The 16764-nt window shown below is 51.3% G+C and carries 12 protein-coding genes and 1 tRNA gene; 12 read left to right on the forward strand and 1 reads right to left on the reverse strand.

Features of this window, described 5'->3' with window-relative positions:
* Positions 1 to 216: 216 nt before the first annotated feature.
* The 12 genes from B2633_RS09260 (at position 217) to B2633_RS09315 (ending at position 15471) form a co-directional block, all read left to right on the forward strand.
* Positions 217 to 576 carry a hypothetical protein gene (locus B2633_RS09260; protein WP_483170327.1) on the forward strand — a complete coding sequence of 120 codons (360 nt, stop codon included), beginning with the start codon at positions 217 to 219 and terminating at the stop codon, positions 574 to 576.
* An 89-nt stretch (positions 577 to 665) separates the two neighbouring features.
* The gene (locus B2633_RS09265; RefSeq protein ID WP_483170328.1) at positions 666 to 1238 is read left to right on the forward strand and encodes a hypothetical protein; all 573 of its coding nucleotides are present in this window, start codon (positions 666 to 668) and stop codon (positions 1236 to 1238) included.
* A gap of 42 nt (positions 1239 to 1280) precedes the next feature.
* On the forward strand, positions 1281 to 1772 hold the full coding sequence (locus B2633_RS09270) for a hypothetical protein (protein WP_483170330.1): 492 nt from the start codon (positions 1281 to 1283) through the stop codon (positions 1770 to 1772).
* A gap of 19 nt (positions 1773 to 1791) precedes the next feature.
* On the forward strand, positions 1792 to 7434 hold the full coding sequence (locus B2633_RS09275; protein WP_483170332.1) for an RHS repeat domain-containing protein: 5643 nt from the start codon (positions 1792 to 1794) through the stop codon (positions 7432 to 7434).
* A complete protein-coding gene (locus tag B2633_RS09280; protein WP_483170333.1) occupies positions 7431 to 8225 on the forward strand; it encodes a hypothetical protein in 795 nt (264 codons plus the stop codon). Before B2633_RS09275 ends, B2633_RS09280 begins: the two co-directional genes overlap by 4 nt.
* A gap of 35 nt (positions 8226 to 8260) precedes the next feature.
* Positions 8261 to 9391 (forward strand): zinc ribbon domain-containing protein, encoded by a 1131-nt coding sequence (locus B2633_RS09285; RefSeq protein WP_483170334.1) that lies wholly within the window; start codon positions 8261 to 8263, stop codon positions 9389 to 9391.
* A gap of 16 nt (positions 9392 to 9407) precedes the next feature.
* On the forward strand, positions 9408 to 10526 hold the full coding sequence (locus B2633_RS09290) for a zinc ribbon domain-containing protein (RefSeq protein WP_483170335.1): 1119 nt from the start codon (positions 9408 to 9410) through the stop codon (positions 10524 to 10526).
* Positions 10527 to 10559: 33 nt separating this feature from the next.
* On the forward strand, positions 10560 to 11813 hold the full coding sequence (locus B2633_RS09295) for a hypothetical protein (RefSeq protein ID WP_483170336.1): 1254 nt from the start codon (positions 10560 to 10562) through the stop codon (positions 11811 to 11813).
* Between the two features lie 139 nt (positions 11814 to 11952).
* Positions 11953 to 12513 carry a LemA family protein gene (locus B2633_RS09300; RefSeq protein WP_483170337.1) on the forward strand — a complete coding sequence of 187 codons (561 nt, stop codon included), beginning with the start codon at positions 11953 to 11955 and terminating at the stop codon, positions 12511 to 12513.
* A gap of 12 nt (positions 12514 to 12525) precedes the next feature.
* A complete protein-coding gene (locus tag B2633_RS09305) occupies positions 12526 to 14427 on the forward strand; it encodes a DUF2207 domain-containing protein (protein ID WP_483170338.1) in 1902 nt (633 codons plus the stop codon).
* A gap of 83 nt (positions 14428 to 14510) precedes the next feature.
* Positions 14511 to 15194: a hypothetical protein gene (locus tag B2633_RS09310; RefSeq protein ID WP_483170339.1), complete on the forward strand. Its 684-nt coding sequence runs from the start codon at positions 14511 to 14513 to the stop codon at positions 15192 to 15194.
* A gap of 182 nt (positions 15195 to 15376) precedes the next feature.
* Positions 15377 to 15471: transfer RNA gene (locus B2633_RS09315), tRNA-Ser, on the forward strand.
* 229 nt (positions 15472 to 15700) lie between these two features.
* Here the strand turns inward: B2633_RS09315 and B2633_RS09320 are convergent.
* The gene (locus B2633_RS09320) at positions 15701 to 16663 is read right to left on the reverse strand and encodes a D-alanyl-D-alanine carboxypeptidase family protein (protein ID WP_483170340.1); all 963 of its coding nucleotides are present in this window, start codon (positions 16661 to 16663) and stop codon (positions 15701 to 15703) included.
* Positions 16664 to 16764: the final 101 nt, after the last annotated feature.

Genomic DNA, 16764 nt, shown 5'->3' on the forward strand with positions numbered 1-16764 from the left:
TCCCGAAGCCCTCTGCGTAAGCGGCTGATAAAAGAAGCATCTAAAGAGATACTGCGGGCAAGGCGGCTGTTATTGGTGCTGGTTATGTTCATCAAAAGATTTAGCTTCTCCCAAAACTTCATCATAGAAACCCCCTCAAGATAATATTATCACAGCGTTAGACCAAGGTGCCCAGATTTGACATAATTTGTGCCAAAAAACTGGCATTGTCAACTGATGCCAGCTAGTCAATTTTCAGGGCAGGGCTTGCTACAATTTGTAGCAGAGGTAGGAGCTATGACATATGAAATCAGACTGAAACGGGGTTTTTTCAAAACTCAGCCCTATTATTTAACCATCGCCAGCGGGCAGATAATACTCACTCCCAAAGAATTGCTTGGGGATAAGCGCCTGGTAATCAGGGATAGTGACTTGACCTCGATTTGTGTTACCAGGACGAAAACATCCGGGGAAATCGAGATTGTTACTCCGCAAGGCACTTATGTGGGCCATTTTGTCCCACCTATAGATTTTGTGGAGTTGGGGCAAGTCTTTACAGCGGCCTTTGGTAGAAAATTCGCCCTGCACAGCTTATAACAGATCAAAATACCGGGCCAATGCAACCGGGTAAGCAGCATGGGCAGATGGATCATGGCTTAAGCAGCACGAGAACTGGAGGGATCATAATGGAGAACACCGTGGGACAAAGCGAAAAACCAGCCTGGAAAGCAGCGCTCAACATGATGATAAACCCCGGTGAAGTGGTTAAAAACCAGATGGGGAAGATTCCCTGGCCTTATTCTTTATTGGTGTCGGGTTTGTCGTTTATGCTCTTTTTTCTCCAAACCGGCCTGGATTTGTTGCGTTCGGGACAGACCGAAATTGCCGGCGTGGGTTTAATAACCCTATTGGGGCTGCTTTATGGCACTGCCGGGGTTGCCTTGATGGCGGTTATGGTCTGGGCCCTTGCTCAGGCCGGAGAACGCAACCTCACGATGGGATGGGCCATCTCCTCATTTGCCCTGGGTTATTCCGCTACGTTTGTTTATGCCCTGACCGGATTGGTTTTTTCCCTGGCCTTTGGTTGGAAAACCGCGGTGGCTTTTGGGGTGACCGGGGTATTGTGGGCTCTGCGCCCGACTATGTTTACGATCAAACAGATGTCCGGTGAGCGGGTGGCCTTCAGTATAGCCATGACCACTGTATGCGGAGCGATTCTGTTGGCCGGATGGGCTTTACTGGGGAAGTTTGGCGCCTAAAGGCGATTTAATCGAAATAAGGTTTAACGGAGGGCTTAAAAGGTGGATATGAGACTTGGGCACACGGAGGCTTCCGCTTCGGATAAGGTTAGTTTCTGGCCGGTTTATTTGTGCTTTATGGTATTTGGGGTATTGATTCCGTTCAGCAGGACGGATTTCACGATGACGACCATGCTTTTATCGCTGGTGGTGTCGCTGGCGGTTGGCGTACTTAACGTAAACCTGCTGATTATGGTATTTAATTCCGCCAATGCGGACTTGCGTCAGGCTGACAGTCATTTCGCCCGGCAGTCCGTATCAGCAGGGATGCTGTTTATGATTCCCTTTACGGTATTAGCCGTACTGGCTCTGGCGCTGTTAAGCTGGAATGCGGCGATGCCTTTTGCGTCAGCCGCCATTATGACCGCAGCGGCGACAGCCGGCGCCGAGGTAATGAAAAAAGGCGCCCAGGGGGTTAAAAATGTTCTGATACCTTCTGCGCTGGCGTTTATATTCTCTACCGGCTGGATGATGCTGGTTGCTGTATTGCCGTAAAACAAAGGGGGAGAGAAGCTTGTCGATTTTAAGAATAGCAATTAACCGCAGGCGTATGCAAAAGAGCAATATGGTCATCATGCTACTGCCTGCTGTGGTGTTACTGTTTACCATAATTTTTTCCCCGACTGCCTGGGCAGGGGGGATTGGAGATGTAGTCACCGAAGTCGCCAAAGCCAATTTCTCCTCAGTGGAATTTGATTTCGGCAATGAACAGATGACTGGATTGGGGATAAAAATGCACGCTGGTTATGGAGATTATGGCAATGGTTATGGCGGGGTAACGGTACTGGGGCCGACTGACGCTGCCGGGATGCAAGCTATGCTGAGTTATATTGACGGGGAAGCCAACCATACCAGCATTCAAACTAAAAAGATGAAGGGTTGCGAAGTGCGGGAATATACGATGTCTAATGGCGCAGGGGTAGGAGTAATACTGCCGGACTATTTCGTCACCGTAGAAATTTATGAAACCGGCAACGGCGCAGCAGATATTCAAACTGCATTGAAGATTGCCCAGCAAACCCTGGATGGACTCGAACGTGCCGGCCTTTTAAGTCAGGCAGCGCCTGATATCGAGTCCTCAGCACCCGAGGTAGAGGAAAAAACGGACACCGCTACAGTCGGGGGAAACGTTGTTACAGGAACCCCGCTGGATGAACCTGCCAAGATATCTGACACTATGAACATAGCCGGGGTGGGCAATGGCCCGACAGCTCCGACTACTTTCAGCATTAATGTTCCGCATCTCTTGACTTACGTATCGACTTATCACTGGAATAATGCCCGAGGGGCAGAGCCTGGTACTATTGCATTACGTGACAACAAAGGAAAAGTATATGGCCCCTGGCAGGTTACCACCCGCCCGGGTCAGGGAGGAGTTCCGAATGCTTACTGGGATGTGTATCCCAATATTGTTTTGCCGGCGGGCACTTATACGGTAATCGACTCTGACCCGTCTACCTGGTCGCAGAATAAGGATTCCGGAGGACGGGGCATGGGAGAGGTAAAAGCCACGCCCCATTTCCAGGTAAGCAGCGGTTCGGTCAATGATTTGGAAAAAGACAGTGCGGGGAAATTGCCCGGCGGCAGCGCATGGAGCGAAAGTCCGGCAGGCGTTGGTGCGGTAGGCAACATTCCCGGCCCCTCCAATGCTACTGAGGCAGTGGTCGGGGTTGCCGTGCCTGGTTTAATCGCCACCGGCTTAGGGGCACTGGCCGGGTTGGGAGGAGGCGGTGGAGGGCTTGTGCCTCCGACAACAGGAACCCCGGTCTATCCAACTGGAGGGGGAACACTGCCCGGGGCAGGTGGAGCGTCTGCTGGAACGGGTTCCGGGGCAGCCGGAATGGCCCAGGCAACTAACCAGATAGGTCGCAGAAGGACGGAGGAAGTATATGCGCCGATAAATGCAGCCGGACACAGTTTAAAGCCGGAACCTGATGTTCCTGCGGATAATACAAAGGATGAGGTTTTAATTAATAGTCAGGATATACCGGTAAGTCCGCCGGCAGGGAATATACCCGGAGACGGAAGGAGTATAAGCACTGCTGAAGCCGGTATATTCGTACAGCCTGAATCGGGGACGGTAACCGGAGTCTCGCCCGGTGGAGGGATTATAATCGATACCGGGGTACTGCATCAGGAAGCTATTTATACCGGCGCAAAAGGTTCCCCGGAGCAACCGGATATGATGGTGTCCGCCAGCGGAGAACCAGCCGTAGATATACCATCCGGAACAACTTTAAGCGGGGCAACCGCTGGCGAAGCTGGGCTAATTAAGCCGGATGCCGGCAGGGCGGCGGAACAGCCGGACAGCGGGATACGAATTGATGTGAGTGAACTGGAAGCTTCGGTGGCAGACCAAGCAGCCGGGCCGGGAGATTTATCCAGCCCTGATGCCGAAGCAGCCGCACCCGGAGAGGAAAGGACTTTTAATCAGGACGGTTATAATGCCCAAGGCTTTGATAAAGATGGTTTTGACCGGGAAGGCTTCAATGCGCAAGGCTTTGACCGGCAAGGCTATAACAGAGAAGGCTTCGACCAGGCCGGGTTTGACAGAGAAGGATTTGATAAAGCCGGATTCGACGTTCAAGGCTTTGATAGGGATGGATTCAACCAGACCGGCTTCGATCAGGAAGGATTCAACCGCGCAGGTTTCGACCAAGCCGGATTTGACCGGGAGGGCTATAACAGAGAAGGCTTCGACCAGGCGGGTTTTGACCGCGAAGGCTTTGATAAAAACGGATTCGACGTTCAAGGCTTTGATAGGGATGGATTCAACCAGACCGGCTTCGATCAGGAAGGATTCAGCCGCGCAGGTTTCGACCAAGCCGGTTTTGACCGGGAGGGCTTTAATAAAGAAGGCTTCGACCAAGCCGGTTTTGACCGCGAAGGCTTTGATAAAAACGGATTCGACGTTCAAGGCTTTGATAAGGAAGGCTTTAATAAGGCCGGATTTGACCAGGATGGATTTAACCGCCAGGGCTTTGACAAAGCGGGGTTTGATAAGGAAGGGTTTAATAAAGAAGGCTTTGATGCCAAGGGCTTCGATAAGGAAGGTTTCGATAAAGCCGGATTCGATGCCGAAGGCTTCAACCGCGAAGGATTTGACAAGAGCGGCTTTGACCGGGAAGGGTATAATAAGGCCGGACTCGATGCAGCAGGATACGATAGAGACGGCTTCAATAAAGCCGGATTTGATAAAGATGGTTATGGACGGAACGGTTTTGACAAAAACGGTTACGACCGTGAAGGCTATGATGCCAACGGCTATAATGCCAAAGGGTACAACCGCAGCGGTTATGACGCCAAAGGCTACAACGCCCAAGGCTATGACAAGGAAGGGTTTGATAAAGCCGGTTATGACCTGGAGGGCTATGGCCGCAACGGCTTAAACAAACAAGGCTATGACCGGGCCGGTTTCGACAAAGATGGTTATGACCGAGAAGGCTATAATCGGGATGGCTATGACAAAGAGGGCCGGCAGAGAGACGGCTCTGACGAGTATGGCTACGGCAAAGACGGATTTAACGAGAACGGTTTTGACCAAGACGGCTACGACCGGGAAGGTTTCAACTATGAAGGCTACAACCGCAGCGGTTACGATCCCTGGGGCTATGATAAACAGGGCTATGGAAAGGACGGCTATCACTGGAGCGGCTACAACGCCGACGGCTACAACCGCAGCGGGCGGCATTGGACGGAAAATCCGTACGAAGGCGACAGTCCCTTTAATGTAATCACAGGGTCAGCCAACCCGTTTGCCGAGGATAGAGACGTAATAGCGAGTGTTGAAGTAACGATGGACGCGAACGGGAATATTACCGGAGGAAAAAATCTGGCCGATAGCTGGAAACCGACCAAACCGCCTTTGGGAGAACCGTATCCAAAAACGGCGGAAAAATACGGGCCCAAACCCTGGGACGATGAAATACCGGCACCGCAACCGGAACCCCCGGCGATTCCTAAAACGGAAGATACCGGCGTCATTGGCCCGGAAGATCCCATGAATACCTTGAAAAATCATGAAGTGGGAGAAGGAAGAGAAATAGCGCCCGAGGGTCAGCCCAGCAGCAGCCCAATCCCGGAAGAAGATATCCCCAAGAGTGACTGGCCGGGGACTGAACCCGAGGAAAGGTTCCCCGGGGATCAAATCCCGGAAACACAGCCGGGCAATACTTTCGATTATACGGATCCGGAAACGGGGGCCACTTCAACCTATGAGTACGAACCCGGCTACACCGGACCCAGACATGGAGAAAGGCAGATACTGGTGGGCCAGGGTGACGGGCAAAGCTATGAAATCGAATATAATGCGGTCGAAGGCAAATGGGTCAATACCGAGTCGGGCAATGAATTTAATCCAGACCGATTCGAAGCATGGCAGAATGATGTGGCGGAGGATAAACGCCGGGCGGCAATAGATCTGGAAAAGATGGCGAACCGTCAGGATGCCAATAGCAAAGCGATTGATGATAACCTGGCTACCTGGAAGAACCTGGAGCAAATGCAGAAGGCAGTTGATAATCACAACATAGGCGAACCAGGCGGTCCGGGGGATATCGACCGGGCTATCCAGGAGTTAAAAAATGATATGCTGGCCGGCAAAGAAGTGGACCAGGGGAGAATGGAGCAGCTGAAAAAAATCATCGGCAACCGTATCGAAGGAAAAACCACCGGGGACTCGGGATTACGTAAAGAGGAAGGCTGGGTAGATACCCTTGGTTATGCTTTGGAAGCCAATCTGGCCACCGCCAAGGAGGTAGTGACCGGAGAAAAGGCGGATGGCAGCATATCGTGGAAGGGAATGGCAGCCCGGATTATGATAACAACTGCTACCGGCGGATTTGCCGGTAAGGTCATAGACGGCGGCTTAACAGTAGCCGAAGCATTGTCCCGGATCAAGGACTCGGTAGATAAGGGAGAATCAGATTTTAGAGCAGTTAGCAAAGCCATCGGGCTGGTAGTTTTGGGTGAGCAAGCCGGTTGGGCGATAGGCAAAGGCGGCAGTGCTCTAAATAAAGAAATGCTGGAGAGATTTCCCGCTTTTACTAATAAAGCGGCGGATTTTATTGAAAAGGCAGTGCTTAAGGGCAGTGCACTGAACCAGCAACTGAGCCGTAAGCTTGGCTTTATCAGTAAAGAATCAGCTGAATCAGCTTTGGATAAGATCAATAAACGCCTGGTGGAGATCGGCGGTGACCAGGCCGGAGAGAAATTTATGAAGCAGGCAGCAGGAAAGCAAGGAGCTGCAGCGGGAGGGAAAGCTGCAGCAAAAAGCAGTGAGGCTGCCGCCCGAACGGCTCAAGTGGCTAAACCTGCAGGCAAGCCGTCACTGAAGACGGTATCAGCTGAAACACCTGGTTTAAAAATCGACAACAGCAGTTTTAAAGAAGCGGGCCTTCCCCCTGATTTAAGAGGGATGCCGGCTCGTGACCAGAAATCTATCCAGGCGGTCTGTGATAAATATGGGGTGAAAGCCCATATGAGACCTACCAATCCTGAGTCAAGCGCTTGGCTGCAAAGCGGCCGAGCTCATCCCAAACCGGAGATGCTGAAGGCCAAAACCATAAACCAGCTGGATGTTGAGCTGGGATATCCCAAGGAGAATATCGGCACAGTAGGCTGCAGGAAACCTGATCCGCTGCCGGCATCGAAACCAGCCAATATGCCAGACGCGCATTGGAACAGCCTGCAAAAGCGCCATAGCCAGAGAATGACCGAATATACCGACCAGATAGCGAAATTAAAACACCTGGAAAAAGAGGGCAAAATCGTTTGGGATCAGAAAACCGGAATCATCTACAATAAGCAGACTATGAAGCCCTATTGCGGAGATCATGATACTTTTGCCATTGTTGATGCGGCCAGCGGCAAGCCGGTCTCGCCCCGAATGAATGAGCAGATCAACCGAGAATTCCAGTCTCTGGGGGCTACTCAGCATAATGAACACGTGGGCTGGGATTATTCAGGACTATCAGATAAAGTTCCCGACGGTTCGATTCCCGGAGCCCAATCACCGCGTGAAATAGCAGAAGCTATCGATAGAAAGATTTTAAGCGGTCATGGGGAAGGCGGAGAGGCTTTAAACACCTATGATCCGCTGCGAGGAGAAAAGGGCGGTTGGACTACTAACTGGTGGGAAGGGGGAGTCAGAGAATGAACATCATGAATGCTCGGGAAAGAAAAGAATTTCTACAGAAATACTTTATCAAACTGGAAAAATGGCGGGAGTATGATCTGGTCCTGTTGCAGAATGGAAACGGAGAAGCCATGGCGGCGGAAGCTAAAATGGAAGAACTGCAGGTGCAACTGGCAAAAATGAGGGATGAATATGAACAGTGGCTGCCGGTAGTGCCTCTGTCCCGCTGCCCGTTCAGCGGTGAAGCAGTTGATTATTGCATAGATCTGCTTGGTTTGGATGGTTTGTGGTGGAATTATGATGCTCCGGTAAGGCGGACGGAAGACCTTCCTCCCACCTATTTTGCTCTGGATGGAGCGGTGACTCTCCAAGGCAGTATTGATGCAGCCCCGTTTTTATGCAAACCTGGCGCCGGAGTCCCAGGGGTTCTGCCGCGGTTATTGAACCAGGAAGAAATACAGGCAGTTATTTCTTCATTTCCGATCGGCGATCATCAGGGTTATGCTATATTCTACTTTGCCGAAGATGCACCGGCTGATATGGTCAGGGTCAACACCTGGGGCACCCGTCTATATACTTTTTCAGATCAGGAGAATATAGTCCGCTGGGGTGAATTTGACTTAAATATAAATGATTATGATTTTGAACTGGGTAAATGGATCGAGGCAGGCAAGCTGCACTGGATAAAACCCGGGGATGAATCACTTACTTTAGTTTCATCCGCCGAAGATTGCCCCTATATCGGACTTAAGGGTAATCGAGAATTGCAGCGCATCGAACGCGGAGAAGTTTGGAGCGGAGATAGTTATTGAGTCATTGTTGGAAGTCTAATAAGGAGGGATTGAAAATGAATATGGAAAAGCCCGGTAGCATCGAGGTTTTCAAGCTGGCACCGCCGGATATCGACCATCTCTTCAGGCGCTCCGGTCTGAACGGGAACAAATTATCACCATTTCAATATAACGCGGAACAGGCTGCAGTCAGCAGCCCATCCGAATTTTTTAAAGCCCTGGCCCAGAGTCCCAAACTCAATCAAATGGCCAGATGCGTACTGGAACCGGGTCTAAAAATTGAATTTAACCGCGGCGGGGGAGGTACTGCTGATGAAAAGTATTATCTCCTGCTATCTGACGATTATAAAACGATGGCAGCACAGTTTGTAAATTCAGAAGGTGATTTACTGATTTTGCTCTTTGACGATTTTGATGCTTATCTGGAATGGTGGTTACAAATATATGCTTCAACAGGTATTGGCAGTTATCAGGCAGTATTCCCTGAAGTTATGGAAACAGAAGTACTTATCTGTGCCCTGCACTGTATTGATATCTATCGCCGTTCCTACATGGAAAGTATGCTGGATTACAGCGGCAATTTGAATTTATCCCTGGCTACTTCCGATTATGTGGAACTTTTGAAACGGGCCTTAGCCAGCCAGGATAAACGGTGGCTCTTGCCCACAGTGTTTGAACTTACTCCCGGGCTTAAAAATAGTACGATTGCATTGAAACCGGAACATATCAAGCAGATTGAGGAGCTGGGTTTTCTAAGCAATAACGAGAATGTATTAACTTTGGGAGAACGTTCCCGCATTATGGGAACCGAATTTATAACCGGTTGGATGGGAGCTGCAGGCTTTCAGGCTACCGCTTTGATTGGCGGGGAAGAACGCAGCCTCTCCCGGGTATTCATGGCGACAACCGCCTTTACTAATCATCTTTGCTCTTTTGAAAACGAGGCGCAAGGTAATACGTGTTTTCGCCACCAAGCCCTTAACGCCGGGGAACTTAAACAAACCCTGGGCCAATGGATGGAATCCTTGCTGAAAGCTGTCAACCGGCAAGCTGCGGCCAAAATGGTTGGGCCTGACTCGGCACCAACAACTGTAAATGCCGGATCTAAAATGAAATTCTGCGGCCAGTGCGGCGCTGAGCTCAGCGCCGGCAAAAAATTCTGCACCAGTTGCGGAACGGCTGTTTAAAAAGGAGTGAGTTATGGTGAGCGACCTGAATTTCTGCCCGGATTGCGGAGCAAAAATAGCACCGGAAGACCGGTTTTGCGGTGAATGTGGATTTGACATCAGTACTTTGGAAGCTCCGTCCCATGATGATGCAGCCGCGAGTCATTCGCAGCAGGCTGCGGCGCCCATTGAACCGGTACAATTGGCCGCTCCGCCACCCCGCCCTGCCCAGCCCGCCAATCAGGTCGGGACAGCGCCTGTTCCACCGCCCCGGCCTTCTGCAGACACGATACGCCCTGATCCGCTGCAGCATACGGGAATGGGCAATACCAACGCTCTGGGCCGCGGCAGTTCAGGCAGCAAAGGCGGCTTGATCATCATACTGGCCGTGCTGGTGCTTGCGCTGGGAGGCGGACTTATTTTCTGGCTGGCCTCCCGGGGTGAAGATCCGGGGAAAGCCGCCCCGCCGACGGCCGCTCAGCAAAAAGGGGCGAGGCCGGATGAAACCCAGCCGGCTGCGCCAGCACCGACAGTAGCAGAGCCGGCAACGGCCCAAGCTGATCTGACCCGGGCAGCCACTTATCTGTCCAACCCTGGATTGAAATGCACCGCATTTGTCAATTATCCGGACGGAACCGCGGGGATTGTGGAACGCACCAGCGCTCTGGTGGTTCCTGCCGAGGCGGTGCGGGTCAGTGAAGTGGAAACCGGGGTGGAGCAGGGGGAAGCATTCGGATATGGGTTCCACTATGTTGAAAGAGCAGACGGCACCTATTATATATTGGATGAAGCCCCGTATCAAATTTACCCGGTGCTGAAAAATGATCTGAGCGTGGGGCGGACCTGGGATTATCAGGATGAGTTCGGCAAGGTTGTCTGGACGGTGATCGATATGGGCGTGGACCTTAACCTTGGATTTGCTGTTTTTAAGGACTGTCTCCTGGTAAAAGAAGACAATCAGGCAGTACAGTATCAGTCGATCAGTTATTATGCGCCGGGCCGGGGCATTGTTCTGGTCACGGGTCCGGGCGGCTCCACCGAGTATTACAAACTGACAGCAATTACGCATATAGATTTGACTCAGGCAGCCGATACAGTAATAAAATGGTCCCCCAACTATAAGGACATTAATGACGACCGCACCCAGAGTTATTGAACCGGGTCAATCAGTGAAAAAGAGGGGCTTAATGTGGCGATTGCTTCAGGGATAAACGAATTATGGAGACGTATGGCGTTGCTGCTGGGCATATTGATTGGTCTGGCCATGTTTTTCTATGTGGCTCCGGCCATGGTCAGTGTAACTGCGGTGGATTGGGCGCAGGAGCAGACTGACGAACTGAAGTCCTCCAGCGGGATGGTTTCATCGGAACGCAAACGGCTCAGCCAACTACCTTTAAACGAATATATTCAGGAAAAAACCGGCGGGCGCATAGTTGCCTTGAATGCCGGCCAATGGCGGGATTTCTTTACTCAGGTGCAGCTGGCCGGCAGCGGTCAATATGAGAAATCGGTATACGGAAATCGGGTCAGTGAGGCCGACACAGACGATTTTTGGCGGCCCGGCGGCCTGGTGGCAGTGTATTTTAAGCCTGATGAGATCCCCTGGGTCGACTGGGGACTGCTCCCTGAAGACGGCCAGACTGGCTACATCAGCATCAGCGCGGCAGGACAAACCGCTTATCTGGAGCTGCGCTACCATGATTACAGCAGCACGGTAGGCCCTATGTCATCTCCTTACCGGGTGGCCCCGGGGTGGCTTTTTCATCCTTATCGCACCAGTGGTATGGCGGTTATGGCGGCGGGACTGCTGCTTTATCTATTTCTGCCCCGCCGCAAAAACCAGCCCCAGGATATCGCTTATTCCGCCGGCAGCGGCTTGGCCGCGGATCTGGCAGCAGTCATCCTGCTGACGCCATTTTACGGACTGCCGTTTTTAATCAACGGGGGTGCGCTGCAGGCTGTAACCGGATGGTGGCCGATTACTGCGGCCATGTGGCTTTTGGCGGCTATTGCCGCAATGCTCTTCTATTACAACGCCTGGAGCAGCTCTTTCCGCATTGAGCTGACCCCTGAGGCCTTGTACCTGGTGTCCTTTAAGGGCGTACGGGCATATTCCTTCAATGAAATAAGCGCAGCCGAAGTGGTGACTTTGCGTAATCCGGGCTGGTTCCGCAAACTATTTCTGGGCTTTGCCCTGTTGTCCCTGCTGGGGGGACGAAGCTCCCCACAGCCGGCTGGCAGCGCTTTGCTGGCCGCCACCGCTTCATACGGAGGGTTGGAAATCAAAGGCAGAATGGGCAAACCATTGTATATTTGGTTTACAGACCAGCACGGCAGTGTGATCATCAATAATTTCGACCGGGTTACTGAAGCCTTGGCAGTCTCCGGAGTGCATATAGTCCAGGAGGCACGGGAAGTGGAAGGCTTCTCTATGTTCATGTGACGAGGCGCGGTTTTCTTCCGCAACAGCAGCATTTCCATCCTGCGCTGAGACTGCCCGTAAGCTGTAAGGGCTGCCCGTATAAACATAGATAAGTTGTAAACGGATTATATTCAACAATCAGGAAAGTGAGGAAACAACAATGCTAGGTGGACTTATTACGGTCGGGGTTTTGGTGCTTTTTATAGGGGTATTTCTGGTTGCCACTTATAACGGGTTGGTGCAATTGCGGCAAAGGGTGCAGAACGCCTGGTCCCAGGTGGATGTACAGCTGAAACGGCGCTATGATTTAATACCCAATCTGGTCAACGCGGTCAAAGGCTATGCCCAGCATGAAAAAGCTACTCTGGAGAATGTCACCCAGGCCAGGAACATGGCGATAGCAGCAAGCAATGTGCGCGATCAGGCCCAAGCCGAGAATATGCTCAGCGGCGCATTGAAGTCGCTGTTTGCGGTGGCGGAAGCCTACCCGGAGCTGAAAGCCAACACCAACTTTCTGCAGCTGCAGGCGGAGCTCAGTGACACTGAAAGCAAGATCGCCTTTTCGCGCCAGTTCTACAATGATACCGTGCAGAAATTCAACACCAAAATCGAACTGTTTCCCAACAACCTGGTAGCGGGAATGCTGGGTTTTCAGATGGTGGATTATTTCACCCTGCAGGGCGAACCTGCCGCCCGGCAGGCGGTTCAGGTGCAGTTTTAAGGGGTGCCGGACATGATGCATATTAACAGACAAATTCATTGGCCTATCAGGATTATTCCGTTGGCGATGCTGCTGGCCATCCTTCTGCCGCTGACCTTCCTGGCCGATACGGCGCAAGCCCGTTCACTGGACATGGAAAAAGTCATCATTGATGCGGAATTGCTGCCAGATGCCAGCATGCAGGTGACGGAGCACTTGACCATCGATTTTTCCGGGCAATGGAACGGCTTTAACATCGCCATTCCCCGGGGCAGCAGTCCTATCCAGGAAGTATCGGTGAGCGAAAAGGGGCAGCCCTATACCTTCAATCCGGGCAAGGATTATGGGCCTCCCGGAACCTATCTCACCAAGATCGAAAACAACAACATGGTCATCGATTGGAGCCTATCCGCCAAGGACGAAACCCGCACCTTCGATGTTTCCTATCGGGTGATGAATGCGGTCAAGATTCACGATGATGTCGCCGAACTATACCGCAAATTCATCGGCAACAGCAATCAGGAAAAAATTGCCCAGGTAAAAGTCAACCTGATACTGCCCGCAGGCGCTGAGAATTATAAACAGGGCGAAGATATCAGAATCTGGGGGCACGGGCCGCTGCAGGGGGAGGTGGATTTTGCCGGAGCCAATCTGGTCACCTGGCAGACTAAGAATCTGCCCGCCCGCACTTTTGTAGAAGGCCGGGTGGTTATGCCCACGGCCTTGTTCCCGGCAGCCTCCGCCCAACTGCGCACCCGGCAGACGGCTCTGCCGGGAATACTGGCCCAGGAAGAAGGCTGGGCTAAGCAGGCCAATCAGGAACGAATGGCGGCCCGGGCGGAGTATGCCGGCGGGGCAGGCATTATTGCCGTGGCCCTGGGCATGATTTTTTGGCTGCGGCAAAAATATGGACGCAAGTATCAGACCCAATTCCAGGGTGACTATTATCGCGACCTGCCGGGAAGTTACAGTCCGGCAGAACTGAGCGTATTGTGGAATTTCAGGAAAATCAAGGCCCAGGACCTGACCGCCACCATATTGGATCTGGCCCGGCGCAAATTTCTGTATTTGGAGGAGGACACCCGGGAAGTCCGCAAATTTTTGGGCACCAAAGAAGTGACGACCTATCTGATCAGCTTTATGCCCGCACCCGAGCCGGCCATGCTGAGAAAACCCGAAGAGGCAGAACTAAGGCCTCATGAACAGCAGCTGCTCAGCTTCCTGCAGAATGACATTGGCGGAGGCAGAGGATACATCTATCTGAGTGAAATAGAGAATTATGCTCAAAAATACGGGCAGGCCTTTCATGCGTTCTGGCAGGAGTGGCAAACGGAATTGATCGATCAGGGAGAAAACCTGGACTTCTTTGATAACAGCGGCAACATGCCTCTCTTTACAGTATTACTGGGGCTGGGCCTGCTCATTCTGGGCAGTTCGCTGGTTGCCAAAGCAGGAGTAATAGGCGCTGCGCTGATAATAGCCGGAGCCTTGTTTCTTTTCATACCCCGGCTGTTTAAGCGGCGCACCCTTACCGGGCAGGAGGATTATGTTCGCTGGCAGGCCTTTAAGAAATTCTTGCAGCATTTTTCCGAAATGGAACGCCATGAGATCCCCAGCCTGATCATCTGGGAACACTACCTGGTTTATGCCGTGACTCTGGGAGTAGCCAAAGAAGTCATCAAGCAGCTGGAGCTGGTGTTCCCCAATATGCAGGAAGGCGACCATCAGTTTGGCTACGGATGGATGAGTTACGGCGCTTATGGGAGCATGAGCGCCCTGCATCATTCCTTCGACGGCATCGAGAGCTCTTTCGAACGGGCCCTGCAATCAGCGCAGAAGGCGGTTAGCAAGACCTCCTCCGGCTCCGGCGGCGGGGGCGGATTCTCTTCCGGTGGTGGCGGCGGCGGGGGCGGCTCCAGTTATGGCGGCCGCTAGGCATCAAAAACTCTGTTGATTGGAGCGCGATGATACTACGACGACAGCCCCGGGCGTGAGGGGATAACGAAAGGAGGGATTGCATGCGTTGCCCCCATTGCGGAGCGGACTCAGCCAAAAACATAAAATTCTGTACCGAATGCGGCAGTGCCTTACCGGCTTATGCGGAAGAGACCCGGCAACAAGAGACCCGGATCTTGATCGGTTATTCAGATCGTATCAATGATCCCGCCTTTGCCAGATATATGCGCAACTCCAAAGTATGGTCATTTTCCTTTGCCGCTGTTTTAGCCCTTATCGCCATCGTGGGTTTCTACATATACGGTGAAAGCAGCCCGGAAATGGATAACCCCGAAGCATTATACATCGGCCTGGGCATCGGCGGGATGTTCCTGCTGATCGCGCTTTTCCAGACCATTGGCAGAAGCCGGAGCAAAACCTGGGATGGAGTCGTAGTCGACAAAAAGATTGAGAAAAAAAGACGCCAGAAAGGCTCCGGGAATGATCGGTATTGGGTCAACTATACTTTATATACAGTCGTCATCAAGACCGACCGGGGCCAATTTCATGAAGTGAGGGTTGAAGATGATGATACCGTCTATAATTACTATCAGATCGGTGACAGAGTGCGGCACCATAAAGGGTTAAATTCCCTGGAAAAATACGATAAATCCGGTGACAGCATTATTTTCTGCAACGCTTGTGCCAGTTTAAACGATATAGCCGATGACAGCTGTTTCCGTTGTCATTGTCCTCTGCTCAAATGAGATGGCGCAGATGCGCTGCTGGATCAGGTGAGGTTTTTTTAAACCAAGCAATATATTCCCGGCATATGGGCATATAAGCCCAGAATCGTTGTAAAGTGGCAATATTATTTGGAGGCTTGCGGTTGTCGGACTTTTGAGTTAAAATACTATAGTCCCATTCAGGGAAAAAACAATAAAAGCGTGGAGAGGTGGCTGAGTTCGGCTGAAGGCGCTCGATTGGAAATCGAGTAGACGGCTAATACCTGTCTCGCGGGTTCGAATCCCGCCCTCTCCGCCATTAACGAATTACCAAGGGGTTTCAGCATATGAACTGGAACCCCCTTTTTTATGTTATTGACAGATGATGGACGGAACAACTCCGGGGCAGCCAACAGGCGGGAAGAATATGACGAATAATACATACCGCATATAGACTGGTAAGCCGGGCGGCCAGTGTTGGAGAGTCCTGGAACCCCTAATACTGCGGATCCTGATTTACTCCATAATTCTGGGCGGTTCAGGATAACTTATTCGCTTAGACTGTTATACACCGCGAAAGCATCGCTGATGTTATACTGCTCAGTCTGGTGGCTGCCTTTGGCGCCGGCGGTGACCAGGATGTATTCTTTGCCGTCTTTTTTGGCTAAACTGGCCAGACACAGACCGGCTTCGCCGGTATATCCGGTTTTCCCGCCTAAAAGCTCTCCGCTACTTAAGCTGCAGCCATTTATTTTTTCGAACAGGGTGCTTCTAAATGTAATTCCCTCGGGATGTATGTTGGTAGAGTGGGTTGTATAGCGGGGTGAACAAAAAATTTTTCTGAAAGTATCGTTCTGCAGCGTATAGCTGAGCAGAATGCCCAAGTCCTTAACGGTAGTATAGTTGTTTTGGTCATGAAGACCGGTGGTATTATCAAAATGGGTCCTATTCATACCCAGCTTGGCCGATTTTTCATTCATCAGGGCTACAAAGCCAGGCTCCGAACCACCAATATGATTGGCCAGAGCAATACAGCATTCCGCGCCGCTGGGCAGCAAAACGCCATACAGCAAATCGATGGCTCTGACTTTTTCATTGGGTTGAAAACCGGCCATTGTAGCGTCTGTTTTGTTTAGTTTCTGAAATACATAATCAGGGATTGTGATCTCTTCCTGCAAATCAGGCAGTTGTTCAATGGCGACCAGAGCGGTCATCATTTTGGTCAGAGATGCAGGATAAATCCTGGCTTCACTATTTTTCTGCAATAATATCGTGTGATCGCTCAAACATATCAGAATAGCATAAGGACTATACAATTTGTCAGGGGAAATCGTTGCTGAAGGATTTGCTGTATTAAAGGGTCGTAATGAATGGTCGGGGGAATCATCCTCTAATAAGGGGAAGTCTGCAGAGGTTACAGCGAATTTGCTGATTATGGCAAAGGCTATGATAAATAACAAAAGGAGAAGCAATGTAACCTTTGGACTTTTTTTGATTGCTGGGTATGTCATATATAACCGCTCCTTATCCTGTACTGATTTTATTCAAGCAAATAATAAGGAGCGGTGTTTAAATTCAGGCTTATAAAGTCCTTAAGATTCTCTTATTTCTG

Origin of the sequence: Syntrophomonas sp. UBA1041 (genome assembly GCF_002316705.1) — a bacterium.
Classification (GTDB): domain Bacteria; phylum Bacillota; class Syntrophomonadia; order Syntrophomonadales; family Syntrophomonadaceae; genus DTU019.